We start from the raw sequence: 23,173 nt of genomic DNA, 5'->3' as shown, positions 1-23,173 counted from the left end.
CACTCTGTGAGATCGAGAACTCATCATAGTGGCGCAACACACAGTGATGTCAAGCGGCGCATGAGGACAGAGAACATTCAGCTAGCGGATAATCCTTGCCACAATGGAGGTTGAGCACCCACTAAGCGAGAGGCAACGCATGACAGACGGCACCAACAGAGGACGAACCGTCGAGCGAGCACTGGACATCGTTGATTACGTCAGCACGGTTCGCAGTCCCGTGAAGTTGAGTCAGATTTCTCGCGAAACGGGCCTGCACCTTGCCACGGCCCAGCGCATTGCCGCGACGCTGGTTGGTCGGGGATACCTGCGCACCACAGATGCCGGATACGTCGTCGGCCCCTCGGTGCTGTCCTTGGCGCGCGCCTTCACGCTTCAAGACCGGCTGAGCGTCGCCTCATTCCCCGTCTTGCAAGGGCTGACGGCCAGTTCGGGGTTGACGTCCTCCATTTACGTCCGCACCGGAGACTCCCGCGTGCTGACGTGCCGGGTCGAGGCGCCTCAGCCCCTGCGCTACCAACTCCCGATCGGCCATCGACTCGAGCTCACTCGCGGCGGTGGCAAGGTACTGCTCGCTTTTCTCCCGGAGGCTGACTTTCAGGAGGTCATGGAGGGCTTTCACAGCCAGGAACTAGCCAACGGCCGGAATCAAACTCGAGAAGATCTCGAGCGCGAAATCGATGTGATTCGCACGCGCGGCTACTATCTCAGCGTGTCCGAACGACACCTCGGAACTGTCAGTTTGACCGCGCCAATCCGAACGGTCGACGGCGAGATCGCTGGTGCCGTGAACATCGTGGCCCACGATGACACCCTTTCCCCGGAAGAAATGACGGAACTGCGACCTCAACTGATGAACGCCACGCGGACCATCGGTGAGCAAATGTAACTAAATCGCCACGGCCGCGGCCCAATCACGCGGTCACCCAACACAGAAAGGGCGTGGCCCCGCACACGTTGTGCGGGGCCACGCCCTTGGGTTGCCGTCCGGACCTAGGCCCGCGGCTGGTACCGCACCAGATCAGCGGCGACGGCCCGGCGCAGCTCCGCCAGTCCGCCGGAGATCAGCCCCGCCGCCCGGGCCTGCACCAGCAGGTTGCCCTGCGCCGTGGCCTCGACCGGCCCGGCGAGCACGGGCAGCCCGGTCGCGTCAGCGGTCAGCTGGCACAGCAACGTGTTCTGCGAACCGCCGCCCACAATGTGCACCACCTGCGGGCGCTGGCCGGACAGCTCAGCCGCCGCGGCGAGCGAGGCCGCGTATCCGGCCGCCAGGCTGTCCATGATGCAGCGCACCGTGGCGGCCTGATCGGGGTCGACGCCGGAGGCCGCACCCAGCGCGTCGGCCTCGCCCGGAGCCGCGGGCAGGGTGTCACCGGCGCGTTCGACGGCGGCACGGATCCGCCCGGCCATCTGCCCTGGCGCAATGAACTCCGCGGCGTTGGCATCCACCACGGGGCCAGCGTCCAGCTCGGCCGCCGCGGCCAGCAGGTCCGTCAGCTCGCGTTCGCGCCCCTGCTCGGCCCAGTCCCGCATGGATTCCTGCAGCAGCCACAGCCCACCCACGTTTTGCAGGTACCGGATCGTGCCGTCCACACCGCGCTCGTTGGTGAAGTTCGCCGCCCGGCTCGCCTCGCTCAAGACGGGCTCCTCGAGCTCAAGCCCCACCAGGGACCAGGTCCCCGAGGACACGTAGGCGAAGTGGGCGTCGGCCGCGGGCACCGCCGCCACGGCGGAGGCCGTGTCATGCGATCCCACCGCCACCACCTGGACGTCGGCGGCCAGCCCGGTCGCGGCAGCCACCTCCGTGCGCAGGGTTCCGTAGGCCTGCCCCGGGGCAATCAGCTCAGCGAACAACTGCGGGACGCCGACGGCGTCGAACACCTCGGCGGACCACGCCACCTCCCGCGCATCAAACAGCGCGGTGGTGGACGCGTTGGTCTCCTCGGTCCGCTCCACGCCGGTGAGCCAATAGGCCAACAGGTCCGGGATCAGCAGCGCGCGCTGGCCCGCCAGATCCTGCTCGGCCGCCAGCTGGTACACCGTGTTGAACGGCAGGAACTGCATGCCGCCCACGGCATACAACCGCTCGGGGCTGATGGCGGCGTGCACGCGATCGATCGTCGCGTCCGTCCGCGAGTCCCGGTAGGCATGCGGTGGCCCCACGAGTCGGCCGTCGGCGTCCAGCAGTCCGTAGTCCACGGCCCACGTGTCGATGCCGATGGAGAGCACCCGCTCGCCCGTTTCCCGGACGACGGCGGCGGCCGCCTTGAGGCCGGCGGTCACCTCGGCGAAGATGCCCTCAGCGTCCCAGTGCAGAGAGCCGTCCACCTCGCTCACCCCGTTCGGGAAGCGATGCACCACCTCCATGGCCAGCTGGCCGGGCTCCGCGCCGCTGGTCGCGTCCGGCAACCGCCCGATGATGACGCGGCCCGAGGATGCGCCGATGTCCACGGCGATCATCACGCCGGCACCGGCGGCAGCGCCCTGCGTCGTCGTACTCACTACCGGCGCCCTTAGCGCAGGAACGCGGCGGCCACGCCGGCGTCCACCGGGATGTGCAGGCCGGTGGTGTGGGACAGGTCGGAGCTGCAGAGCGCGAACACGGCGTTCGCCACGTTCTCCGGCAGGACCTCGCGCTTGAGCAGGGTGCGCTGGGCGTAGAACTTGCCCAGATCCTCTTCCTCCACGCCGTAGACGGCGGCACGCTTGGCGCCCCAACCGCCGGCGAAGATGCCGGAGCCGCGCACCACACCGTCCGGGTTGATGCCGTTGACCTTGACGCCGTGCTCGCCGAGCTCGGCCGCCAGCAGCCGCACCTGGTGGGCCTGATCCGCCTTAGTGGCCGAGTAGGCAATGTTGTTGGGTCCCGCAAAGACGGAGTTCTTGGAGGAGATGTAGACGACGTCGCCGCCCATCTGCTGGTCGATCAGGACGCGGGCCGCCTCGCGGGAGACCAAGAAGGAGCCCTTGGCCATCACGTTGTGCTGCAGGTCCCAGTCCTTGACCGAGGTCTCCAACAGCGCCTTGGACAGGGACAGGCCAGCGTTGTTGACCACCAGATCCAGGCCACCGAAGGCCAGCACGGCCTCTTGGATGGCGGCGGCGACCTCATCCTCGTTGGTGACGTCCGCGCGGACGCCGACGGCCACGTCGGTGCTGCCGATCTCCGCGGCGACGGCCTGCGCCTTCTCGAGGTCCAAGTCAGCGATGACCACGCAGGCGCCCTCGGCGGCCAAGCGCTCGGCGATGGCCTTGCCGATCCCGGAGGCGGCGCCGGTGACCAGCGCGATGCGCGTGGCGAGCGGCTTGGGCTTCGGCATACGCGCCAGCTTGGCCTCCTCCAACGCCCAGTACTCGATGCGGAACTTCTCTGACTCGTCGATCGGGGCGTAGGTGGAGATCGCCTCGGCGCCGCGCATCACGTTAATCGCGTTGACGTAGAACTCCCCCGCGACGCGGGCGGTCTGCTTGTCCTTGCCGAAGCTGAACATGCCCACGCCGGGCACCAGCACAATGGCCGGGTCCGCACCGCGCATGGCCGGCGAGGCATCGTCCGCGTAGCGGTTGTAGTACGCGGCGTAGTCCTCGCGGTAGGCGGCGTGTAGCTCAGCCAAGCGGGCCTTAGCGTCCTCGATGGACGCGTCGGCCGGCAGGTCCAGCACCATCGGCTTCACCTTGGTGCGCAGGAAGTGGTCCGGGCAGCTGGTGCCCAGGGCCGCAAGCTCCGCGAGGCGCTCGGAACCGAGGAATTCGAGGACCTCCTCGGAATCGGTGAAGTGGCCGACCTGGGGCTTGTCGGCCGAGGCAAGCCCGCGGATCACCGGGGCCAGCGCGGCCGCCTTGGCGCGGCGCTCGGCCTCCGGCAGCGCCCCAAAGCCGGCCTTCGGAGCGCCGAACGGGTCCTTGCGGCCGTTCTGCGCGATGTACTGCTCGGCGGTGCGGATGATGTGCAACGAATTGGCCTCGGACTCCTCGGCCGTCTCACCCCACGCGGTGATGCCGTGGCCACCGAGGATGCAGCCGATCGCCTGCGGGTTGGCACGCTTGATCTCGGCAATGTCCAGGCCCAGCTGGAAACCGGGGCGGCGCCAGGGGACCCACACCACCTTGTCGCCGAAGATCTCGGCCGTCAGCTTCTCCCCGTCCACGGCAGTGGCGATCGCGATGCCCGAATCCGGGTGCAGGTGATCCACGTGCGCGGCATCGACGAGCCCATGCATCGCCGTATCGATCGACGGCGCGGCGCCGCCCTTGCCGTGCAGGCAGTAATCGAACGCCGCCACCATCTCGTCCTCGCGCTCGACGCCGGGGTAAACGTCCACCAGCGCGCGCATGCGGTCCAGCCGCAGCACCGCCAGGCCCTTTTCGGCCAGCGTGCCGAGGTCGCCGCCGGAGCCCTTGACCCACAGCAGCTCGACGTTTTCTCCGGTCACCGGATCCTGCTCGGTGCCCTTGGCGGAGGTGTTGCCGCCGGCGTAATTGGTGTTGCGCTTGTCGGCGCCCAGCCGGTTGGAGCGGGCGATCAGGTCAGCAACAGTTTGGTTCTGCGTGCTCATGAGGTGTTCCTTCATCGGTTCGTGGTCCGTGGGTGTACGGGTGAGGTCAGGAGGGGTGGGTGAGGCGTTGGGCAAACCGTGCGATCGTCCGCGCAGCCGCCGGTTCCTCGTCGGGTCGGTTCAGGTAGCCGTGGGTTGCCCCGGGCTCGGTGGTGAGGACGACGTCGGCCCGCGCCCGCCCCAGCGTGTGGCTGAACGCGGCGGCGGAAACGCGCAGCTCGTCCAGCTCGGCGGCGTCGATCACGGTCGGCGGAAAGCCCGCCAGCTGGCCGGGACCGGCGGTCCCCGGGACCGCCTTCAGCGGGGCCCGCTCGGCGGGACCGGCGGCGCCGAGGTAGTTCTCGTAGAACCCGCGGACGGCGTCGGGGGCGAACTGTTCGCTCAGCCCCGCCCCGGCCAGGGCTTGGGCCAGGTCTGCGGGCACGGGAGGCTGAATCGCGTGCAGCGTCGGGTAGGCCAGCAGGACTTGCCACGGGAGCGCGCCGACGGCGGCCCGGCGGGCGCCGTCGTGCAGCATCGCCACGGTGGCCCCGGCGGCGAGGTTGGCCCCCGCGCTGGCGCCGCCGATCGCCACCCGGTCCGGGTCGACGCCGAGGCTGGCCGCGTGCTCGCGGACCCAGGCCCAGGCGAACTCCAGCTCGTCGTGCGGCACCGGGTAGTGCACGCCGGCGCGCACCTCACCACCCCAGCGCTCTTGGCCGTTCATTGGTGCCCGCCGGTAGTCGACGGAGATGACGACGACGCCGCGGCCGGCCAGCTCGTGACCAACCCAATCGGCCTCGGGCATGTCCAGGTCGCCGGCCGCAAAGGCTCCGCCGTGGGCCCACACGAGGGCCGGGCGCGGGGCGGACTCCCCGGCGGGCGGCGTCGTCGGCGCATTCACCCCGTACACCCGCACGGTGAGATCACCGTGCGGGCCGGCAAGCACCTGCTCCCGCACGGCGGCGGCCTGGAGCCCTGGCACCTAGATCACGCGCCCCAGCTGGCCTGCTGGCCGCCCTGGCGCTCGGCGCGGATCGTGTCCTGATAGCCGGAGGCGAGGTAAGCGGCCATCGGGTCGGCCGGCAGGTTGCGGGATTCGCGCCAGGCCGCGAGGGCCGGGCGAACGTCCGTGTAGAACGCGTCCATGAAGATCTGGTGCGCAGCCAGTACGTCATTGCTCTGGCGGGCGGCGGAGAGCGCCTCCTGGTCCAGCAGCAGGGCCCGGGCCGTCATCTCCTGCACGTTGAGCACGGAGCGGATCTGGCCGGGGACCTTCTCCTCGATGTTGTGGCACTGGTCCAGCATGAGGCCGAGGTCGCTGCCCTCGTCCAAGCCGCCGCCGCGCACCACTTCCACCATGATGCGGAACAGCTGGAACGGATCCGCGGCGCCGACGATCAGGTCATCGTCCGCGTAGAAGCGCGAGTTGAAGTCGAAGGAGCCGAGCTTGCCGAGGCGCAGCAGCTGCATGACGATGAACTCGATGTTGGTTCCGGGCGCGTGGTGGCCGGTATCCAGGCACACCTTCGCCTTGTCGCCGAGCGCGGCCACCTGAGCGTAGGAGGTGCCCCAGTCCGGAACGTCGGTGTGGTAGAACGCCGGCTCGAAGAACTTGTACTCGAGCACCATGCGCTGCTCGTCGCCGAGCGCGGCGTAGATTTCCTCGAGCGACTCGGTCAGGCTGTCCTGGCGCTGGCGCATGTCCTGCTGGCCCGGGTAGTTGGTGCCGTCGGCCAGCCAGATCTTCAGGTCCTTGGACCCGGTGGCGGTCATGATCTCGATGCACTCGAGGTGGTGGTCGATCGCTGCGCGGCGCACGGCCGGGTCATGGTGGGTCAGCGAACCGAACTTGTACTGATCGTCCTGGAACGTATTGGAGTTAATGGTGCCGATCTGCACCCCCAGATCCGCCGCGTACTGGCGCAGGCCGGCGTAGTCGTCGTGCTTGTCCCACGGGATGTGCAGCGCGACGGCGGGCGCGAGGCCCGTGTGGCGGTTCACCTGGGCGGCGTCGGCGATCTTTTCCTCGACGGTGCGCGGCGTGCCCTCGGTCGCGAAGACCTTGAAGCGGGTGCCGGAGTTGCCGTAGGCCCAGGACGGGACCTCGATCTCCAGGCGGTTCAGCTGCTCTTCGATGGCGGACAGGTCGGTCATTGCGCATGCCTCCTGGTGTGGGCGGATGGATGCGGCGTTGCGCCCATCCTCTCCCGCGTGCGGTTGGTGGTGGTCAGTCTGTGCCGATGACCCAGATCCTCAGCGTGAGCCGAACAATCCAGCTTGAATCGTTTCACTTAGACGTTTCAAATGTAGGATGGAGCACACCTGCTGTCAAGGGGCGCCCCCTCAAGGAGAGATGTTCAGTGAGAACAGCGAGCGTGAAAGACGTCGCGGACCGCGCCGGCGTGTCCGTCGGCACCGTCTCCAACGTGCTCAACAACCCGGACCGGGTCTCCGAGCACACACGCGAGCGGGTCCAGGGGGCCATCGCCGAGCTGGGTTTTGTCAGGAACGACGCCGCCCGCCAGCTCCGGGCCGGGCACAGCCGCACGATCGGCTTGGTGGTGTTGGATGCGTCCAACCCGTTCTATGCCGCGCTCGCCCGCGGCGCCGAAGAAGAGGCCACCGCGCACAACTTCTCCCTCCTCCTCGCCAGCAGCCTCGAGGACTCTCGCCGCGAGGCGCGTTACCTCGATCTCTTTGAGGAGCAGCGGGTGCAGGGCATCCTGCTCAGCCCGGTGGGCGAGAGCGCCCCGCGGGTGACCGATCTGGCGCACCACGGCGTCAACACGGTGCTCGTGGACCGCGATGCCGAAACGCAGGACTACGGCTCCGTATCGGTGGACGACGTCCACGGGGGCCGGATCGCCGTCGAACACCTCATCAACACGGGCCGGACGCGCATTGCGTTCCTCGCGGCGCGCAGCGAACTGCGTCAGGTGGCGGACCGCTGGCGCGGCGCGCAGGAAGCGGTGGCCGCGGCCACCGCGGACGGCCGGGACGTGAGCCTCGAACGCCTCGAGGCAGACGCCCTGACCACCCTCAGCGGCCGGGCGGCCATCCTAGACCTGGTGCAACGGGACCGCCTGCCGGACGCGATCTTCTGCGCTAACGACCTCCTCGCCACCGGTGCCCTGCAGGGCTTCATCATGGATGGCCGCTACTCCATCCCGGAGGACGTGGCGTTGGTGGGGTACGACGACATCGAGTTCGCCTCCAGCGCGATCGTGCCGTTAACCACCATCCGCCGCCCCGCCGAACAACTCGGCAAGACGGCGGTACGGATGTTGCTGGGAGATACGGCCAGCGAACGCACGGTCTTTGAGCCGGAGCTCATCGCGCGCGCCAGCTCGACTCCCCGCTGAGGGCGGTCCTAGCGCTTAATGCGGCCGGCCACCAAGTAGGCCAGCGGGCCAATAAAGTTCAGGAAGCTACCGGCCACCCACGCCGCCTTCGGCCCGCGGACCTCCGACTGCGGGCGCTCGGCCAAGTCCTTCAGCGCCACAAACTGCAGGGCCACCTGCGCCGTGCCGAGGACGATCACGCGCCACTTTTCGCTATTGGTCAGTTCTGAGAAGCTCTTCTTCTTCGCCACCATGTTCTCCTTGCGCTGTTCCTGACGGGGGTACCGGTTGCGCCCCACCCTATGTTGAGGCGCCGTCCCGTGAGAATGCCGCCACCCACGCCCCTGACCCTATAACGCGTCCGCGAGCCCAGCACCAAGCTGGACTCGCGGACGCGTGAGTGGAGCGTGACTTTCCCGAACGTTAGACCGTTTCCTTGACCGGGGCCGGGATGGGGCGCTTGTCCGTGACGAGGGCGCCCACCGCCTGCTCGGCCTCGTTGTTGATGGACAGGTTGAGCCCGCTGCGGTCCCGAATGAGGGAGACGGCCACCAGCGAGACCACCGTCAGAGCCAACAGGTAGAAGGAAACCGACGTCGTCGTACCGGTTTGCTGCACCAAGAAGGCGGCAATCGTCGGCGCGAACGCGCCACCGATGATGGAGCCGATCGCGTAGGAGATGGACACGCCGGAGAAGCGGATCGAGGCGGGGAACATCTCCGAATAGAGGGCTGCCTGCGGACCGTAGGTTCCGCCGAGGCCCAGCGCGAACAGGGTCAGGCCCAGGTAGAACATCTCAATCTGGCCGGTGTTGAGCAGCCAGAACAGCGGGAAGATGGTCAGCGCCAGCACCACGTGGCCAATCTGGTACACGCGGACGCGGCCCCAACGGTCGGAGGCAACCGCGGTCACGTACGTCGCAGCGGCCCAGATCACGGCACCATAGGTCACCGCGTTGAGGACGTCCGTGCGGTCCAGCCCCACGCTCTCGACGGCGTAGTTCTGGATGAATCCGCCGGTGGCCATGTAGCCGGCGGCGTTGCAGGCGGCGAAGACCAGGGCGGCCACGATGACCAGCGGGGCGTGCTTGCGGAACAGCGTGATGACCGGGACGGAGGACTGCTGCTTCTTCTCCGCGATCTCCTGGAACACCGGGGACTCGTCGACCGCGCGGCGGACGATGTAGCCAAGGATGATCAGGACAAAGGAGAACAGGAAGGGGATGCGCCAGCCCCACTCGGCGAAGGCATCACCCGGGGCGATCACGCCGGACATGAGGGCCATCATGCCGGAGGCCATCACGAGGCCCAGCGGCGCACCCAGCTGCGGGAAGGCACCGGCGCGGCCACGGCGGTTGTTCGGGGCGTGCTCGACGGCCATGAGGACGGCGCCGCCCCACTCGCCACCGGCGGACAGGCCCTGCAGGATGCGCAGGAGCAGCAGGATGATCGGCGCGATGATGCCGGCTTCCTGGTAGGTCGGCAGGAGGCCGACGGCGGTGGTGGCGCCACCCATGAGGACCAGCGTCAGCACCAGCATGGCGCGGCGGCCAATCTTGTCACCGTAGTGGCCGGCGAGGAAGGCGCCGAGCGGGCGGAAGAGGAAGCTAATGCCCACGGAGGCGAAGGAAATCAGCAGGCTGAGCTCGGAGCCGACCGGCTCGAAGAAGGCCTGCGAGAACACCAGGCCGGCGGCCATGGCGTAGATGAAGTAGTCGTACCACTCAACGGTGGTACCCACGAGGGTGGCCATCGCCACGCGGCGCTGGTTCGCCTTCTCGGAATGGTGCTTTTGGGTTTTCACGGTGTACTCCTCGGCGGCGAACCATCGCCCCCGCCGTCGTCTTCGACGATCTCAAGTGATGAATGTGAACTGCATTATTGCAGTGCGTCACAGTAGAGTGTGGCACACCTCACCACCTCGGGTAAATTGGATAGAAGTGGCAAATCATTGAAGTTCAACTGAAGTGGAGGTTCCGGATGCCGGAGAACTCGCAGGGACGCAACCGAACGGTCGGTCACCGTCGGGTGTCCATTCGCCAGCTGGAAATGATGAGTGTGCTGCCGGAGCACGCCACCCTGTCCTCCGCGTCGGCGGCCCTGCGCATCTCAGAATCGGCCCTATCCCAAGCCATCACGCAGGTGGAGCATCTGGTGGGCGATCAGCTGTGCGTCCGGCGCAAGGGCCAGGGATTGCGACTCACCCCTGCGGGCCGGCACTTCGCCCGCCAAGCCAAGGAGATCCTGCGGGCGACCGATGAGCTCACGCTGGATCCCTCACGCGCCGGGCAGTCTCTGCGCGGCCCGGTCCACCTCGGGTGCTTCGCGTCACTGGCCCCGCATCTGCTGCCGCCCATCCTGAGCGAGGCCCGGGCCCAGCACCCGGAGCTCGACCTGCAGGTCACGGCGGGCACGCACGACGAGCTGTTGCCGCGGCTCAACTCGGGGCACCTCGACGCCGTGCTGGCCTACGACCTCCAGCTCCCCCACGGCCTAGCCCGCCGCCACCTGTATTCCACGCAGCTCGAGGCCGTGCTACCCATTGACCATCCGCTCGCCACCCGGCGCTCGGTGTCCTTGACGGACCTCGCGGACGAAGAGCTGACGCTCTATGAGACCAACCCGAGCACGGCCACGGTGCTGTCCGCGTTTGAGGCCCAGGGCCTGCGCCCGCACGTGGCCTTAGCCGTCCCCCAAATGATTCTGGCGCGCGAGCTGGTGGCCCGCGGCGTCGGCTACACCGTCCAAATGTCCCGCCCGCGCGAGCACGACTACAGCCTCGAGGGACGCCCCTTTGCGATCCGGCCGATTCTCCCGCGCGTGGGTCAGACGTCCGTCGTGGCCATCTGGCCGGAGACGGTCCGCCTGACGCCACGCGCCGAGGCGGTGCTGGCGCTGGCGGCCGAGGCGCTGGGAGCGGAGGCCAGCGGCTCTCCGCGCTCGGGCGTCACGCCGTAGGCGGCCGCGGCGCCCGCAGCGCTCAACCAGCCCTAGAGCTCGAAGTCCCCGAACCCTCCGCCGTCGCCACCGAACCCGCCGAAGCCGCCGCCATCGCCGCCGAATAGCCCGCCCAGCAGTCCTTCCGACTCCCCCATGAGGCCTTCACCGGCCGCTGAGAGTTCTTCGCCAGCGCCGGCCACGCCGTCGGACAGCCCCTCGGCCGCGCCGGAGAGGCCCTCACCGAGACCGGAAAAGCCGTCCAAGAGTGGCCCGGCGATCGCGGTGCCGATGAACGCACCGGCGACGCCGCCCAGCAGGCCCGCGCCCAGGCCGCCCATCGCGCCAGCGGCCAGACCGCCCTTGCCGGCACGGCCCGCTCCGCCGCCCAGGATCTTCTCCATAAACCCGGGACGGGACACCTCGGCGCGCGTGGCGGCCCGGGCCAAATCCTGCGGCTGGTCCGTGGCCGGGCGCTCGGCGTCCGGCAACTCGCCGGAGAGTTCCTGCTGCAGCAGCCGGCGCTGTTCCGGCGTAAGGCGCTCGAAGGCCTCCCGGTGCGCCCGCTCCATGTCCTCCGGCGGCGCCGTCTTCAACATGTATTTGTACTTGGCGATCGCGGCCTGATCCTCGCTGCTGGCACCCCGGGCCGCTACCGGGTCGCCCTGCGGAGACGACGCCGGCTGACGCACCTGGCCGTCCGCCCCACCCGGGACGCCGGGTTGCGGCCGTTCGGGCTGGGATGACCACGGACCGGACGCGCCCCCGGCACGCGGCTGGGCCCCCTGACCGGCGCTGCGCTGGCTCAGCTGCTCGCGGACGTAGTCCCCCGCCATCTGCTTGCCCTTGCGGATTAGCTTGTCGAACATCGCCACGGGTGGCCTCCTCGTCGTCGAACCTGGCGCCGGCGGCGCCTCGTCTGTTGCTTTAAAAACTCGTCAGCCACGCAAATCGTTCCCGCACCACCTCCTCACAGCACATTCCAAGGAACCATCCCCTTGTCACCACTGCGCAGCGAACTACGCTGGCCCTACCAGCCCCACGGTCGTCCTGATCAGGAGGAACACCATGAGCACGGAACCACACCAGGCACCACGCGCCGGCGGCGCCGACGCACAACCGCAACGCAGCGAAGTCCTCACCACCAGCCAGGGAGTACCGCTGCGGGAGACGAATAAGTCCCTCAAAGCCGGTCCTCGCGGACCGGTGCTCCTGCAGGACCATCACTTGCGGGAAAAGATCACCCACTTCGATCACGAGCGCATCCCCGAGCGCGCGGTGCACGCCCGCGGTGCCGGCGCCCACGGAACGTTTACGGGCTACGGCACCGCGTCCCGGCTGACCAACGCGGCCTTCCTGCAGAAGGACGTCGAGACCCCCGTCTTCGTGCGGTTCTCCACGGTGGCCGGCTCGCGCGGGTCCGCCGACACCGTCCGTGACACCCGCGGCTTCGCCACCAAGTTCTATACGTCGGAGGGCGTCTTCGACCTGGTCGGCAACAACATCCCGGTGTTCTTCATCCAGGACGGCATCAAGTTCCCCGACGTGGTCCACGCGGTCAAGCCGGAACCGGACCTGGAGATCCCTCAGGGCCAGAGCGCGCACAACACGTTCTGGGACTTCGTTTCCCTCCACACGGAGGCGCAGGCCCACACGATGTGGAATATGAGCGATCGCGGCATCCCCCGCTCCTACCGGATGATGGAGGGCTTCGGCGTGCACACCTTCCGGTTCGTCGACGCCGAGGGTGAGAGCTGCTTGATCAAGTTCCACTGGAAGCCAGCCCTCGGCGTCCACTCGCTGACGTGGGAAGAGGCGCTGATGATCAACGGGGCGGACCCAGACTTCCACCGCCGGGACCTGGCCGCGGCCATCGAGGCCGGGGCCTACCCGGAGTGGGAGCTCGGCGTGCAGGTCTTCCCCGATACCGAGGAGCAGATGTTCGCGGGCATCGACCTCTTGGACCCCACCAAGTTCGTGCCCGAGGAGCTCGCCCCGGTGGAACCCATCGGCAAGATGACCCTCAACCGGAATCCCAGCAACTACTTTGCTGAAACCGAGCAGGTGGCCTTCCATCCCGGCCATCTGGTTCCCGGCATCGACGTCACGAATGACGCCCTGCTGGCGGCGCGCCTCTTCTCCTACATCGACACGCAGATCACCCGGCTCGGCGGCCCCAACTTCTCCCAGTTGCCCATCAATCAGCCGCACTCCCCGGTCAATGACATGCAGCGGGACGGCCTCCATCAGCACCGGATTCATGAGGGCAAGGCCCCGTACCACCCGAACTCGGTGGACGGCGGCTGCCCGTTCATGGCGGGCGAGGGTAACGACGCCACGGCGTTCATCGACGTGCCGGAGCCGATCGCCGCCTCCGCCAAGGAGCGCCGTCAGGCGCAGAGCTTTGACGATCACTTCTCGCAGGCACGCCTGTTCTACCGGAGCCTGACCGGCCGGGAGCAGCTCCACGTGCAGCAGGCCTACTCCTTCGAGCTGGGCAAGTGCACGGATCCGGCGATTCGGGCGCGGCAGCTGCAAGCCCTGGCCAACATCGACGCCGACCTGTGCCGCGGCGTCGCGGAGGCGTTGGGCTTGGAGGCGCCCCAGCCGGACCGCGAAGTTCCCGACGTGGAGACGAGCGCCGCGCTGTCCCAGGTGGGCGGCACGTGGCCGGTCTCCGGCCGGTCCGTGGGTCTTGTGGTCGAGCGCTCGACGCCGGCCGAGACGCTCCAGCGGCTGGCCAGCGACGTCGAGGACGCGGGGATGAGCCCCGTGTTCGTCGCACCGACCGGGGGCGAACTCGCCGATGGTTCCGCCGTCGGGGCCACCTTCCTCACGGCCCGCTCGGTGGAGTTCGACGCCGTCGTGTTGGCGGCCGCGCCCGCGGCCGGGCCGGACGCACACCCGGACCTCGACGGCAAGGCGGGCACCCCGAAGCCGGGCGAGGGGTTGGATCCCCGCCTCGTGCTCCTGCTGCAGGAGACTTACCGGCAGGCCAAGCCGATCGCCCTGGCCGGCCCGTCGGCCGAGACGTTCGGCGCGGCCGGGCTCCCCGCGGACGGCCCGGGCCTGCTCCACTGCGACGTGGCGGAGGCGATCGGACAGATCAGCGGGCTCGTAGCCCAGCACCGCGTCTGGGAGAGGTTCGACTCCCCCGCGGCGGCCAGCTAGTCCGGCTGAGACTCGAGGAAGGCGTACATCTCCGTCTCGTCGACCCCGGGAAAGGCTCCGGAGGGCATGGCCGCGAGCAGGTGCGTGTTCGCACGCGCGGCCGGCCATGCCTTCCCCTGCCACGCCGCGGCGAGGTCAGCCGGTGGGCGCCGGCAGCAGTCCTCGTCCGGGCAGCGGGATTGCGAGCGCTCGCTGGTGTCCCGCCCGCGGAACCACTTCACGTGCTGGAAGGGGACGCCAATGGACAGGGAGAACAGCCCGGCCGAGTGCCGCTCCGTGCGCGCGGTGCACCAGAACGTGCCGGCCTGAGTATCCGTGTACTGCTCGTAAGCGCGGAACTTGTCCGGCACGTCGAAGACGGCCCGGCTGGTCCAATACCGGCAAATGGTCTGTCCTTCGATGGCACCCAGGTGGTCCGCCGGGAAGTTCACCCCGTCATTCTCGTACGCCTTGTGAATGATGCCGGAGGCGTGCACCTTCTGAAAGTGGGTGGTGAGGCCTAGGTGCTCCGTGGCGAGGTTGGTGAAGCGGTGCGCGGCGGACTCGTAGGAGACGGCGAACGCGTCCCGCAGGTCCTCGATGGCCAGTTCCCGCCCGGCCTTGGCCCGCTGCAGAAAATCGACGGTTTGCCGCTGCGGCATGAGCAGTGCCGCCGCGAAATAGTTGGTGTACACGCGCTGGCGGAGGAACTCCGAGTAGTCGGCGGGTGCCTCATGCCCCAACATGTAGTGCCCCAGCGCCTGGAGGAGCACCGTGCGGGCGTCGTGGTCCACCGCACCGGACTGCGTGAGGAAAATTCGGCGCTTTTTCAGGTCCGTGACCGAACGCGTGGAATGCGGCAGGTTGGGCACAAACCGCACGCTGAAGCCGAGGTGATCCGCCAAGTCCGCAGCCACGTGGTGGGACAACGGGCCGTCCCGGTGGCCGACGGCGTCCAGCAGCTCCTGGGCCTGCGCCTCCAACTGCGGGTAGTAGTTGTTGCACGCGCGCATTTCCGCCCGCAGCTCCGTATTGGCCCGCCGGGCCTCCTCGGGCGTCGCGGCCTGCTCCTCCATCCGCCGCTCCAACTCGCGCTGGAGCCCCACCAAGGACTCCAGCGCCTCGCTGGGCAGGCGCGAGGACACGCGCACCCGGGGCAGGCCGAGCGATGCGTAGAGGGGCCCGCGTTGGGCCCGCTCCAGCTCGATCTCCAGCGCCGCCCGGCGCGTGGGCGGTTCCGCGCCGAGCAGTTCATCCGTCGTCGTGCCCACGGCCGCGGCGAGGCGCGCGATCAGGCTGAGCTTGGGCTCCCGCTTGCCGTTCTCGATCAGGCTGAGCTGGCTGGGCGCCGTGCCGCACACCTCGCTCAGCGCGCCCAGCGTCAGTCCCGCAGCCTTGCGCGCGTGGCGCAACCGGCGTCCGAGCGCGATGACGTCCACCTCGTCGCTGCCCGCCGGGGGTTCCTGCGCGGCGGCCCGCGCGCGTTCTGGAGTTGATTCAGTCACATTTTTAGCTTATGCGAAGAATCGCCAATATTTCCACCAGAAACCTCTATTTTTGGGGTTGCGGACCGGGAAAAGTGTGGTGCACGGCGAAAACAACGGAAGACGCCGAGGTCTTCCACGCCAGTCACTGAAGGAGCACCACGATGAGCCAGAACCTCCCGGACACTGCCGACCGCGCCGCACAGCTGGAACTGGAATGGGCCGCCAACCCGCGGTGGAGCGGCATCACCCGCGACTACACCGCGGCCGACGTCGTCAAGCTCCAGGGCACCGTCCGCGAGGAGCACACCCTGGCCACCCGCGGTGCCGAAAAGCTCTGGGACCAGCTCACCAGCGAGGCCCCCTCCGGCGGCTACACCAACGCGTTGGGCGCCCTCACCGGCAACCAGGCCGTCCAGCAGGTCAAGGCCGGCCTGCGCGCCATCTATCTTTCCGGGTGGCAGGTAGCCGCGGACGCCAACCTCTCCGGCCACACGTACCCGGATCAGTCGCTCTACCCGGCCAACTCCGTCCCACAGGTGGTCCGCCGCATCAACAACGCGCTGCTGCGGGCCGACCAGATTGAGCACGCCGAGGGCACCCGCACGGTCGAGGATTGGCTAGTGCCGATCGTCGCCGACGCCGAGGCCGGCTTCGGCGGCCCGCTCAACGCCTACGAGCTCATGAAATCCATGATCGCCGCCGGCGCCGCGGGCATCCACTGGGAGGACCAGCTGGCCAGCGAGAAGAAGTGCGGACACCTGGGCGGCAAGGTGCTCATCCCCACGGGCCAACACATCCGCACCCTCAACGCGGCCCGGCTCGCCGCCGACGTCGCCGGCACCCCGTCCGTCATCGTCGCCCGCACCGACGCGGAGGCCGCCACCCTCATCACGTCCGACGTCGACGAGCGGGACCAAGAGTTCCTCACCGGCGAGCGCACCTCGGAGGGCTTCTACAAGGTCCGCAACGGCATCGAACCCTGCATCGCCCGCGCCAAGGCCTACGCCCCCTACTCCGACCTCATCTGGATGGAGACGGGCACCCCGGATCTGGAGCTGGCCCGACAGTTCGCCGAGGCGGTCAAGGCCGAGCACCCGGATCAGATGCTCGCCTACAACTGCTCGCCGAGCTTCAATTGGCGCAAGCACCTGGACGAGGCCACCATCGCCAAGTTCCAGCGCGAGCTCGGCGCCATGGGCTTTACGTTCCAGTTCATCACCCTGGCCGGATTCCATGCCCTGAACCACGAGATGTTCGACCTGGCCCACGGCTACGCCCGGCACGGGATGAGCGCCTACGTGGACCTGCAGGAACGGGAATTCGCCTCCGAGGCCCGCGGCTACACCGCCACCAAGCACCAGCGCGAAGTCGGCACCGGCTACTTCGACGCCATCTCCACGGCGCTCAACCCCGAAGCGTCCACGCTCGCCCTGGTGGGATCCACCGAAGAGGGCCAGTTCCACTAACACCGGGCGCCCTGCCCGGCTCACCCACAGTTTTGGTGCGGGACGACGGCGGTGCTCACCGCCGTCGTCGTCCCCACCCCCAGCGCAAAGGATGATTCCCATGAACTCCCCCATCACGATCAACAGGATGACCTTGTCCGGCCCGCCCGTGTGCCATCAGGAGCGGATCATGACCCCGGAGGCCATCGACTTCCTGACGGCCCTGCACGAGCGGTTCGAGGAGCGCCGGCAAGAGTTGCTCGCGGCACGGGAAACGCGCCGCAAGAAGATCTCCCGCGGCACGGACCCGACCTTCCGGCCGGAGACGCGCCACATCCGCGAGGACAGCTCGTGGCAGGTCGCCCCGATCGCGCCGGGCCTGGAGGACCGCCGCGTGGAGATCACCGGCCCCACTGACCGCAAGATGGCCATCAACGCCCTGAACTCCGGGGCTAAGGTGTGGCTGGCGGACCTGGAGGACTCGGCCACGCCGACGTGGAAGAACATGATCAAGGGTCAGCTGAACCTGGGCCGCATCCTGGACCGGGACATCGACTTCACCACCGATGAGGGCCGCGAATACCGACTCACCGGCGAGCGCCTGACGGACCTGCCGACCATCGTGGTCCGCCCGCGCGGCTGGCATCTGCCGGAGAAGCACCTGAGCATCGGCGAGACCCCGATCGCCGGCGCGCTGGTGGACTTTGGGCTCCACTTCTTCCACCACGGCCAGCGCCTGATCAATCAGGGCCGCGGACCGTACTTCTACCTGCCGAAGCTGGAGAGCCACGAGGAGGCGCGGCTGTGGAATGACGTGTTTGTCTTCGCCCAGGACTACGTGGGTATGCCGCAGGGCACCATCCGCGCCACGGTGCTGATCGAGACCATCACCGCGGCCTTTGAGATGGAGGAGATCCTCTACGAGCTGCGGGACCACGCCTCCGGCCTCAACGCCGGCCGCTGGGACTACATCTTCTCCGTCATCAAGAACTTCCGCGAGCGCGGCCCACGGTTTGTGCTGCCGGACCGGAACATGGTGACCATGACGGCCCCGTTCATGCGGGCCTACACGGAGCAGCTGGTGCGGGCCTGCCACCGCCGCGGGGCCATGGCGATCGGCGGCATGAGCGCGTTCATCCCGAACCGCCGGGACGAGGCCGCCAACGCCGTCGCGTTTGAGAAGGTGCGCGCGGACAAGTCCCGCGAGGCGAACGACGGCTTTGACGGCTCGTGGGTGGCGCACCCGGACCTGGTGCCCGTGGCGCGGGAGGTGTTCGACGGCGTGCTCGGTTCCGCACCGAACCAGCGGGACCGCACCCGCGAGGACGTGACCCCGGACGACGCGGCGCTGCTGAACATTGCCGGGACGCAGGGGCTCATCACGGAAACGGGCGTGCGTTCCAACATCGCGATCGGCATCCGCTACATCGAGTCCTGGCTGCGCGGCAACGGCGCGGTGGCCCTGCAGAACCTGATGGAGGACGCCGCCACGGCGGAGATCTCCCGGTCCCAGCTGTGGCAGTGGATCGCCCAGGGCGCGGTGACGGACGACGGGGAGATCATCACCCGCGAGTACGTGCAGGAGCTGACGGATGAGGAGTTCGCCCGCATCCAGCGCTTCGAGGAGGACCGGTTCACGGAGGCGCGGGAAATCTTCGAGGCCTCCGCGCTCGGCGAGGACTTCCCCGACTTCTTGACGCTGCCGGCGTACGAGACCTACCTCTGCCGCACCCGCAAGCAGCAATTGCAGGCGGCGTAGGCGGAGGGATCTGACTTCCGGTGAGCCGGGTGGCGGTGCTGCTGCTGGAGTGACACCCCGTCCGGTTCCCCGGGGGGAACAACTAAATATCGGCGCGCCGGCGGCAGATGGAGCCCCGGCGCACCGCAAGCACAGCAGAGCAGAGCAGTGGTGCGGGGCGTCCCCTGGCGGGGCGCCCCGCACTGCGTTGTCCGCCCGCCTGCCGGGACAGCCCGGTTAGCCCGCGTGGCGGCCGCGGTACCGGCCGCGCGCGAGGAGCAGGACCAGCAGGCCCAGGACGACGGCGGCGCCGCCGAACGCGGTCAACGGCACCACGGTGGCGGTGCCGGTCCCCGGCAGGTGCGGGCCCTGACCCAGTACCGCGGGCGGCTCGTCGCCGGGCGCGTCCGAGGCCGTCTCGATGCCGGCCAGGGTGGGCCGCGACGAGCTCGGCGCACTCGCCGGCGTCTCAGACGGGGCGCCCGTCGGCGTCGTGCTCGGCCTCGCGGAACCGGTGGGCGTCGGGCGGGCCGACTCCGCCGGCTCCGTGGTCGACGAGGGCCCGGGAGTCGGGCGTGGGGCCGTGGTCGACGTCTCCGGCGTGGGGGTCGGATCCGGCGTGGGCGGGGCAGTGCTGCCGGCCACCACGATCGACGCCGTCACCGGCTCCGACTCGCTATACCCGTTGACCGCGCGCAGGATCAGCGCGTACTCGCCCGGATCGGCCGGGGCGTCGAAGACGAAGGCCCCGTCCGCGCCAACCGGGACGGTGCCCAACTCCCGGCCGCCGGCCTCAACCCGCACGTGGGTCCCCGCGGCGGCACCGGAGACGGTGCCGCCCACGGGAGCCCCGGCGTCGTACTCCACGCCTGCCTCCAGCACGGGTGCGGGCAGATGCAGGTGCACGGTGTACCCGCCGGTGTAGCTCAACGCGTCGGTGAGGGACGTGCCCAGCGAGTAGGCGCCATCATCCGGGTTCGCCGGGCCCCCGCTGAGCAAGCCCACACCCACCGTCCCGGAAACGATCGGCCCGCCGGAATCGCCCTGCGCGGACTCCAGCCCCTCGGCAATGAACCCGTAGGAGGCCCGGATGTCCTCCGGATCCTGCGGAAACTGGTGCCCATAAAGGAAGAACACCCCCACCTCGGTAATGGTGGAACACGTCCACCCCGTGGCGCGTCCCGACTTACACACCTCGGCCCCCGCCACCGGGTCGGCCACGTCCGTCACCCACGGGCCCGCCGTGGTCATCTCCGGCGCCGCGGACCAGTCGGAGGCCCGCGGCAGCAGCGTCAGCTCAGGGTTGATGGCCTCGATGACGGACACGTCCGTGCCGACGTTGTCCCCGGCCAGCGAGGACGAGGAGTTGGACACGCCGCCGAACTGGGAGAAGCCGAACGTCCCCAACCGCTGGGCCGTCCCGACCATGGTGCCAGGGATCCCGCCCTGATCCAGCAGGGACAGCGGCTGCGTGATGGAGCCGTCCACCGTGCAATGCCCGGCGGACAGGACCGCGGGCTGCCCCTGCGGGCTGAACGCGGCGAATCCCGTACTGCACACCTCGTAATCCACCCCGTTGGTGGTGTGCCCGTACGGCATCCCGCCGACGACGTCGTCCGCCGCGTAACTGACGGCCGGTCCTGCAGCGGCCTCGACGCGCACGTTGGTGTAGCCCGCCGCGAACCGCTCCACGGCGGCCGGCTCCGTCGCGACGTCCGCCGTGCTGATGACGAATCCGCCCGGCTCCTGCGTCACCGAATGGACGTGGGCGGGCCCGAACTGGGCGACGTACTCCCGGGCGAGCTCCCGGGCGGAGACGGCCGTGCGCTCGGCGGCCACCGGGTCATCCTCCGGGGCGGGCTCCGCGGCCGCGGGACCGTGCACCACCACTCCGCCGTCGTCCAGTGCCCGCGGCGCCGACCCGCGGACCAGGCGCACGACGGCGTCGCGCTCGCCATCGGCGGCGCGCACGCTGACGCGGCCGCCCTGCACCGCGACGCTCGCCGCCAGACCCGCTGCCTCAAGCTCCCTCTGCAGTTGGGCAGCCACGCGCGTCAGCTCGCCGGAGGCGAGGAACTGATCGAGCGACGTGCCGAGATCCCGCTCCACCGCCTCGGCCAGCGCCGCGACGTCGGGGTCGGTGCGCGGGTCAGGGTCCGGGGTGGGGGCCGCGGCGGCGGGCAGCGCGCCGGCGAGGGCCAGCGTGAAGGAAGCGGCGGCAGCCAGCAGGCGGGCGCGGGCGGAGGCTCGGCGGCTAGGTGCCGTGCCGGTGGTGGGCGCGGTCAGGGTCATGAGGCCCCTTTCAGGAACCAGAGCGAGCGGGGCGCGCCAAGGCGCGGCGGACGCACCGCGGGTCCCCACACCCACAGAGCCATTCTGCACAGTATGCGAGCCGCGCGCGGCCCGGCAACTGGGTGCGACGCACGACGCCGTCCGCGCACGTCGCCGCGCGTCACACCAGCATTGATGGCACACAGGGCATGAAATGATCGGTGCCGATGGGGCGGCGCAGGCCCGCTGCGCCGAAAACCCCGATGTTGACAGCAGCAAGGACCTCGATGACGACGCCACGCGATCAGCCGGCCCCCTCCGTCTGGACCGGCCAGTTCTTCCTGTGCATCGGGGCCAACTTGGCGATCTCCCTAGTCTTCTACCTGCTCACCACGTCCATCGCTCTGTACGCGATCGACCGCTTCTCCGCCGCCGATTCCACGGCGGGGTTCACGGCCAGCTCGTTCGTCGTCGGCGCCATCGCGTCCCGCTTCGTCGGCGGGACTCTGGTGGATGTGGCCGGCCGCCGCCGGACGCTGCTGGTGGCGCTAGGCGCCTACGTCATCCTGTCCTTCCTCTACCTCCCGAGCGATTCGCTGGGAATGCTCATCGCCGTCCGGCTGCTGCACGGCGTCGCCTTCGGCCTCGGTAACACGGCAGTCTCCGCCAGCGTCCAGGCACTGCTGCCGCCAGCACGCCGCGCCGAGGGCACCGGCTACTTCATGCTCTCCACGTCCCTGTCCATCGCGGTGGGCCCGCTGATCGCCGTCCAATTGGCCGCGGGCGGGCACTACCTCGAGATGTTCTGGCTCAGCACGGCCAGCGCCGCCGGCGGGCTCGTGGTGGCGCTCATTCTGCGCCCGCCGGAGCTTCCTGCCGAGCGCCGGCCCCGCGCCCGCGACGTCCAGTGGTTGCGGCCGGCCACGATGGTCGAGGCGCGGGCCGTGCCCATCGCCGTCGTCTCCCTCTTCTGCGGCGCCGCCTACTCGTCCATCCTGGCCCTGGCCTCGGCCTACTCGGCCGCGGACGGGCACCCGGGATCCAGCGCCTGGTTCTTCGGTGCCTACGCGGTCTCCATGGTGGTGCCGCGGCTCTTCGCCGGCCGGCTGCAGGACCGGTGGGGGCCCGGGGTGGTGCTGTGGCCGGCGTTTGCCATGTTCGCGGCCTCGCTCATCACCCTCACCGTCTCGGCGAGCACGACGACGATGTTGCTCGCCGGTGTGCTGTGCGGCCTCGGGTTCGGAGTGATCGTCCCCTCCGCGCAGGCGATCGCCGTGGCCGCCTCGCCGGAGCACCGGGTCGGCGTCGCCGTCTCCACCTATTTCCTCGCCCTCGACCTGGGCACGGGGCTGGGGCCGGTCCTCTTCGGCTCGCTGGTCCCCGTGACCGGTTATACCGGCGTGTACTGGGTCGCCGCGGCGCTGGTGGGCGTCGGCGCGCTGTGCTTCTGGCTGCTGCGTCCCCGGGGCCCCGGAATGGCTCAGGACGCGGAGCGGTTGACACAGTCATGACTGATTCTTCTTCCCGCCTGAGCGTGGACATTTGGTCCGACGTCGCGTGCCCGTGGTGCTACATCGGCAAGCGCCGGTTTGAGGCCGCTGTGGACCGGACCGGCCTGGCCGGCCAGGTCGACATCACGTGGCACAGCTACCAGCTGGACCCCGCCCTGCCCGAGCACTACGAGGGCACGGAGCTGGACTACCTCGCCGAGCGCAAATTCATGCCGCGCGAAACGGTGGCCCAGATGTTTGAACACGTCACGCAGCAGGCCGCCGGCGAAGGCCTCTCCTACGACTTCGAGCGGCTGCGCGTGGCGAATACCTTCACGGCGCACCGCCTCCTGCACCTGGCCGCCGAGCACGGTGTGGCCGGGGCGTTGAAGGAGGCGCTGCTGTCCGCGCACTTTGAGCGCGGCCTCGATATCGGCGCCGCCGGCGACCTCACCGACGTGGCCGTCGGCGCGGGGGTGCCGCGCGACGCCGTCGAACGCGTCCTGAACTCCGACGAGCACGCCGACGCCGTCCGCGCGGACATCGCGGCGGCCGGGCGGCTAGGCATCACCGGGGTGCCGTTCTTCGTGCTGAACAACAAGTACGGGCTCTCCGGGGCGCAACCGGTAGAGGTGTTTGCCCAGGCGTTGACCCAGGCCGCCGCGGAGCTGACGCCGCTGACCATGGTGGGCACCACAGGTTCGCCGGGCACCGACGGCGCCGCGTGCGGACCCGAGGGCTGCCACGAGGAGTAGGCCTACAGGAGTAGGCCTACAG

17 protein-coding genes are annotated in these 23,173 nt (G+C 69.3%); 8 read left to right on the top strand and 9 right to left on the bottom strand.

Annotated elements, in window-relative coordinates; all coding sequences use genetic code 11:
• The first annotated feature begins 139 nt into the window (after nucleotides 1-139).
• Entirely contained in the window at nucleotides 140-889 is a 750-nt protein-coding gene (locus tag IW252_RS09375; protein WP_196836314.1) for an IclR family transcriptional regulator, read from the top strand.
• Nucleotides 890-993: 104 nt separating this feature from the next.
• Here the strand turns inward: IW252_RS09375 and IW252_RS09370 are convergent, their stop codons facing one another.
• From IW252_RS09370 to rhaI, 4 genes are read right to left on the bottom strand one after another with little or no spacing between them, the layout of a single operon-like run.
• Entirely contained in the window at nucleotides 994-2,460 is a 1,467-nt protein-coding gene (locus IW252_RS09370; RefSeq protein ID WP_196837212.1) for a rhamnulokinase, read from the bottom strand.
• A gap of 53 nt (nucleotides 2,461-2,513) precedes the next feature.
• Nucleotides 2,514-4,556 carry a bifunctional aldolase/short-chain dehydrogenase gene (locus IW252_RS09365; protein ID WP_196836313.1) on the bottom strand — a complete coding sequence of 681 codons (2,043 nt, stop codon included), beginning with the start codon at nucleotides 4,554-4,556 and terminating at the stop codon, nucleotides 2,514-2,516.
• Between the two features lie 46 nt (nucleotides 4,557-4,602).
• Nucleotides 4,603-5,520, bottom strand: a complete 918-nt coding sequence (locus IW252_RS09360; RefSeq protein ID WP_196836312.1) for an alpha/beta hydrolase — start codon at nucleotides 5,518-5,520, stop codon at nucleotides 4,603-4,605.
• Nucleotides 5,521-5,525: 5 nt separating this feature from the next.
• The gene (gene rhaI / locus IW252_RS09355; RefSeq protein WP_196836311.1) at nucleotides 5,526-6,692 is read right to left on the bottom strand and encodes an L-rhamnose isomerase; all 1,167 of its coding nucleotides are present in this window, start codon (nucleotides 6,690-6,692) and stop codon (nucleotides 5,526-5,528) included.
• A gap of 206 nt (nucleotides 6,693-6,898) precedes the next feature.
• Here rhaI and IW252_RS09350 point away from each other — a divergent pair, with 206 nt between their 5' ends.
• Entirely contained in the window at nucleotides 6,899-7,900 is a 1,002-nt protein-coding gene (locus tag IW252_RS09350; RefSeq protein WP_331271501.1) for a LacI family DNA-binding transcriptional regulator, read from the top strand.
• An 8-nt stretch (nucleotides 7,901-7,908) separates the two neighbouring features.
• On the opposite strand, the gene IW252_RS09345 is transcribed toward IW252_RS09350, so the two are convergent.
• Complete coding sequence (locus IW252_RS09345) at nucleotides 7,909-8,133, bottom strand: PLDc N-terminal domain-containing protein (RefSeq protein ID WP_231365976.1); 225 nt, start codon at nucleotides 8,131-8,133, stop codon at nucleotides 7,909-7,911.
• Between the two features lie 169 nt (nucleotides 8,134-8,302).
• Complete coding sequence (locus IW252_RS09340; protein WP_196837211.1) at nucleotides 8,303-9,631, bottom strand: MFS transporter; 1,329 nt, start codon at nucleotides 9,629-9,631, stop codon at nucleotides 8,303-8,305.
• A 227-nt stretch (nucleotides 9,632-9,858) separates the two neighbouring features.
• On the opposite strand from IW252_RS09340, the gene IW252_RS09335 reads away from it, so the two are divergent.
• The gene (locus IW252_RS09335) at nucleotides 9,859-10,836 is read left to right on the top strand and encodes a LysR substrate-binding domain-containing protein (protein ID WP_196836308.1); all 978 of its coding nucleotides are present in this window, start codon (nucleotides 9,859-9,861) and stop codon (nucleotides 10,834-10,836) included.
• A gap of 32 nt (nucleotides 10,837-10,868) precedes the next feature.
• Here IW252_RS09335 and IW252_RS09330 read toward each other — a convergent pair whose 3' ends face one another.
• Nucleotides 10,869-11,684: a hypothetical protein gene (locus tag IW252_RS09330; protein ID WP_196836307.1), complete on the bottom strand. Its 816-nt coding sequence runs from the start codon at nucleotides 11,682-11,684 to the stop codon at nucleotides 10,869-10,871.
• A gap of 199 nt (nucleotides 11,685-11,883) precedes the next feature.
• Between IW252_RS09330 and IW252_RS09325 the strand changes: the two genes are divergently transcribed.
• Nucleotides 11,884-13,986, top strand: a complete 2,103-nt coding sequence (locus IW252_RS09325) for a catalase (protein WP_196836306.1) — start codon at nucleotides 11,884-11,886, stop codon at nucleotides 13,984-13,986.
• Here IW252_RS09325 and IW252_RS09320 read toward each other — a convergent pair.
• A complete protein-coding gene (locus IW252_RS09320) occupies nucleotides 13,983-15,404 on the bottom strand; it encodes a helix-turn-helix domain-containing protein (RefSeq protein ID WP_408065786.1) in 1,422 nt (473 codons plus the stop codon). The genes IW252_RS09325 and IW252_RS09320 overlap by 4 nt on opposite strands.
• A 209-nt stretch (nucleotides 15,405-15,613) precedes the next feature.
• Here IW252_RS09320 and aceA point away from each other — a divergent pair, with 209 nt between their 5' ends.
• Together aceA and aceB are read left to right on the top strand one after the other, a co-directional pair.
• Entirely contained in the window at nucleotides 15,614-16,918 is a 1,305-nt protein-coding gene (aceA, locus tag IW252_RS09315; protein WP_196836304.1) for an isocitrate lyase, read from the top strand.
• A 100-nt stretch (nucleotides 16,919-17,018) separates the two neighbouring features.
• Complete coding sequence (gene aceB / locus IW252_RS09310; protein WP_196836303.1) at nucleotides 17,019-18,656, top strand: malate synthase A; 1,638 nt, start codon at nucleotides 17,019-17,021, stop codon at nucleotides 18,654-18,656.
• Nucleotides 18,657-18,872: 216 nt separating this feature from the next.
• Here aceB and IW252_RS09305 read toward each other — a convergent pair whose 3' ends face one another.
• Nucleotides 18,873-20,927, bottom strand: coding sequence for a S1 family peptidase (locus IW252_RS09305; protein WP_196836302.1), 2,055 nt, complete (start codon nucleotides 20,925-20,927; stop codon nucleotides 18,873-18,875).
• Between the two features lie 266 nt (nucleotides 20,928-21,193).
• On the opposite strand from IW252_RS09305, the gene IW252_RS09300 reads away from it, so the two are divergent.
• Both IW252_RS09300 and IW252_RS09295 read left to right on the top strand, forming a co-directional pair.
• Nucleotides 21,194-22,417 (top strand): MFS transporter, encoded by a 1,224-nt coding sequence (locus IW252_RS09300; protein WP_196836301.1) that lies wholly within the window; start codon nucleotides 21,194-21,196, stop codon nucleotides 22,415-22,417.
• Nucleotides 22,414-23,151, top strand: coding sequence for a DsbA family oxidoreductase (locus IW252_RS09295; protein ID WP_231365974.1), 738 nt, complete (start codon nucleotides 22,414-22,416; stop codon nucleotides 23,149-23,151). The genes IW252_RS09300 and IW252_RS09295 overlap by 4 nt, the downstream gene beginning before the upstream one ends.
• Nucleotides 23,152-23,173 lie beyond the last annotated feature (22 nt).

The organism is Zhihengliuella flava, assembly GCF_015751895.1.
GTDB classification, from domain to species: Bacteria; Actinomycetota; Actinomycetes; order Actinomycetales; family Micrococcaceae; genus Zhihengliuella; species Zhihengliuella flava.
The sequence above is the reverse complement of the archived record's forward strand: the minus strand, read 5'-3'. Positions and strand labels throughout refer to the sequence as shown.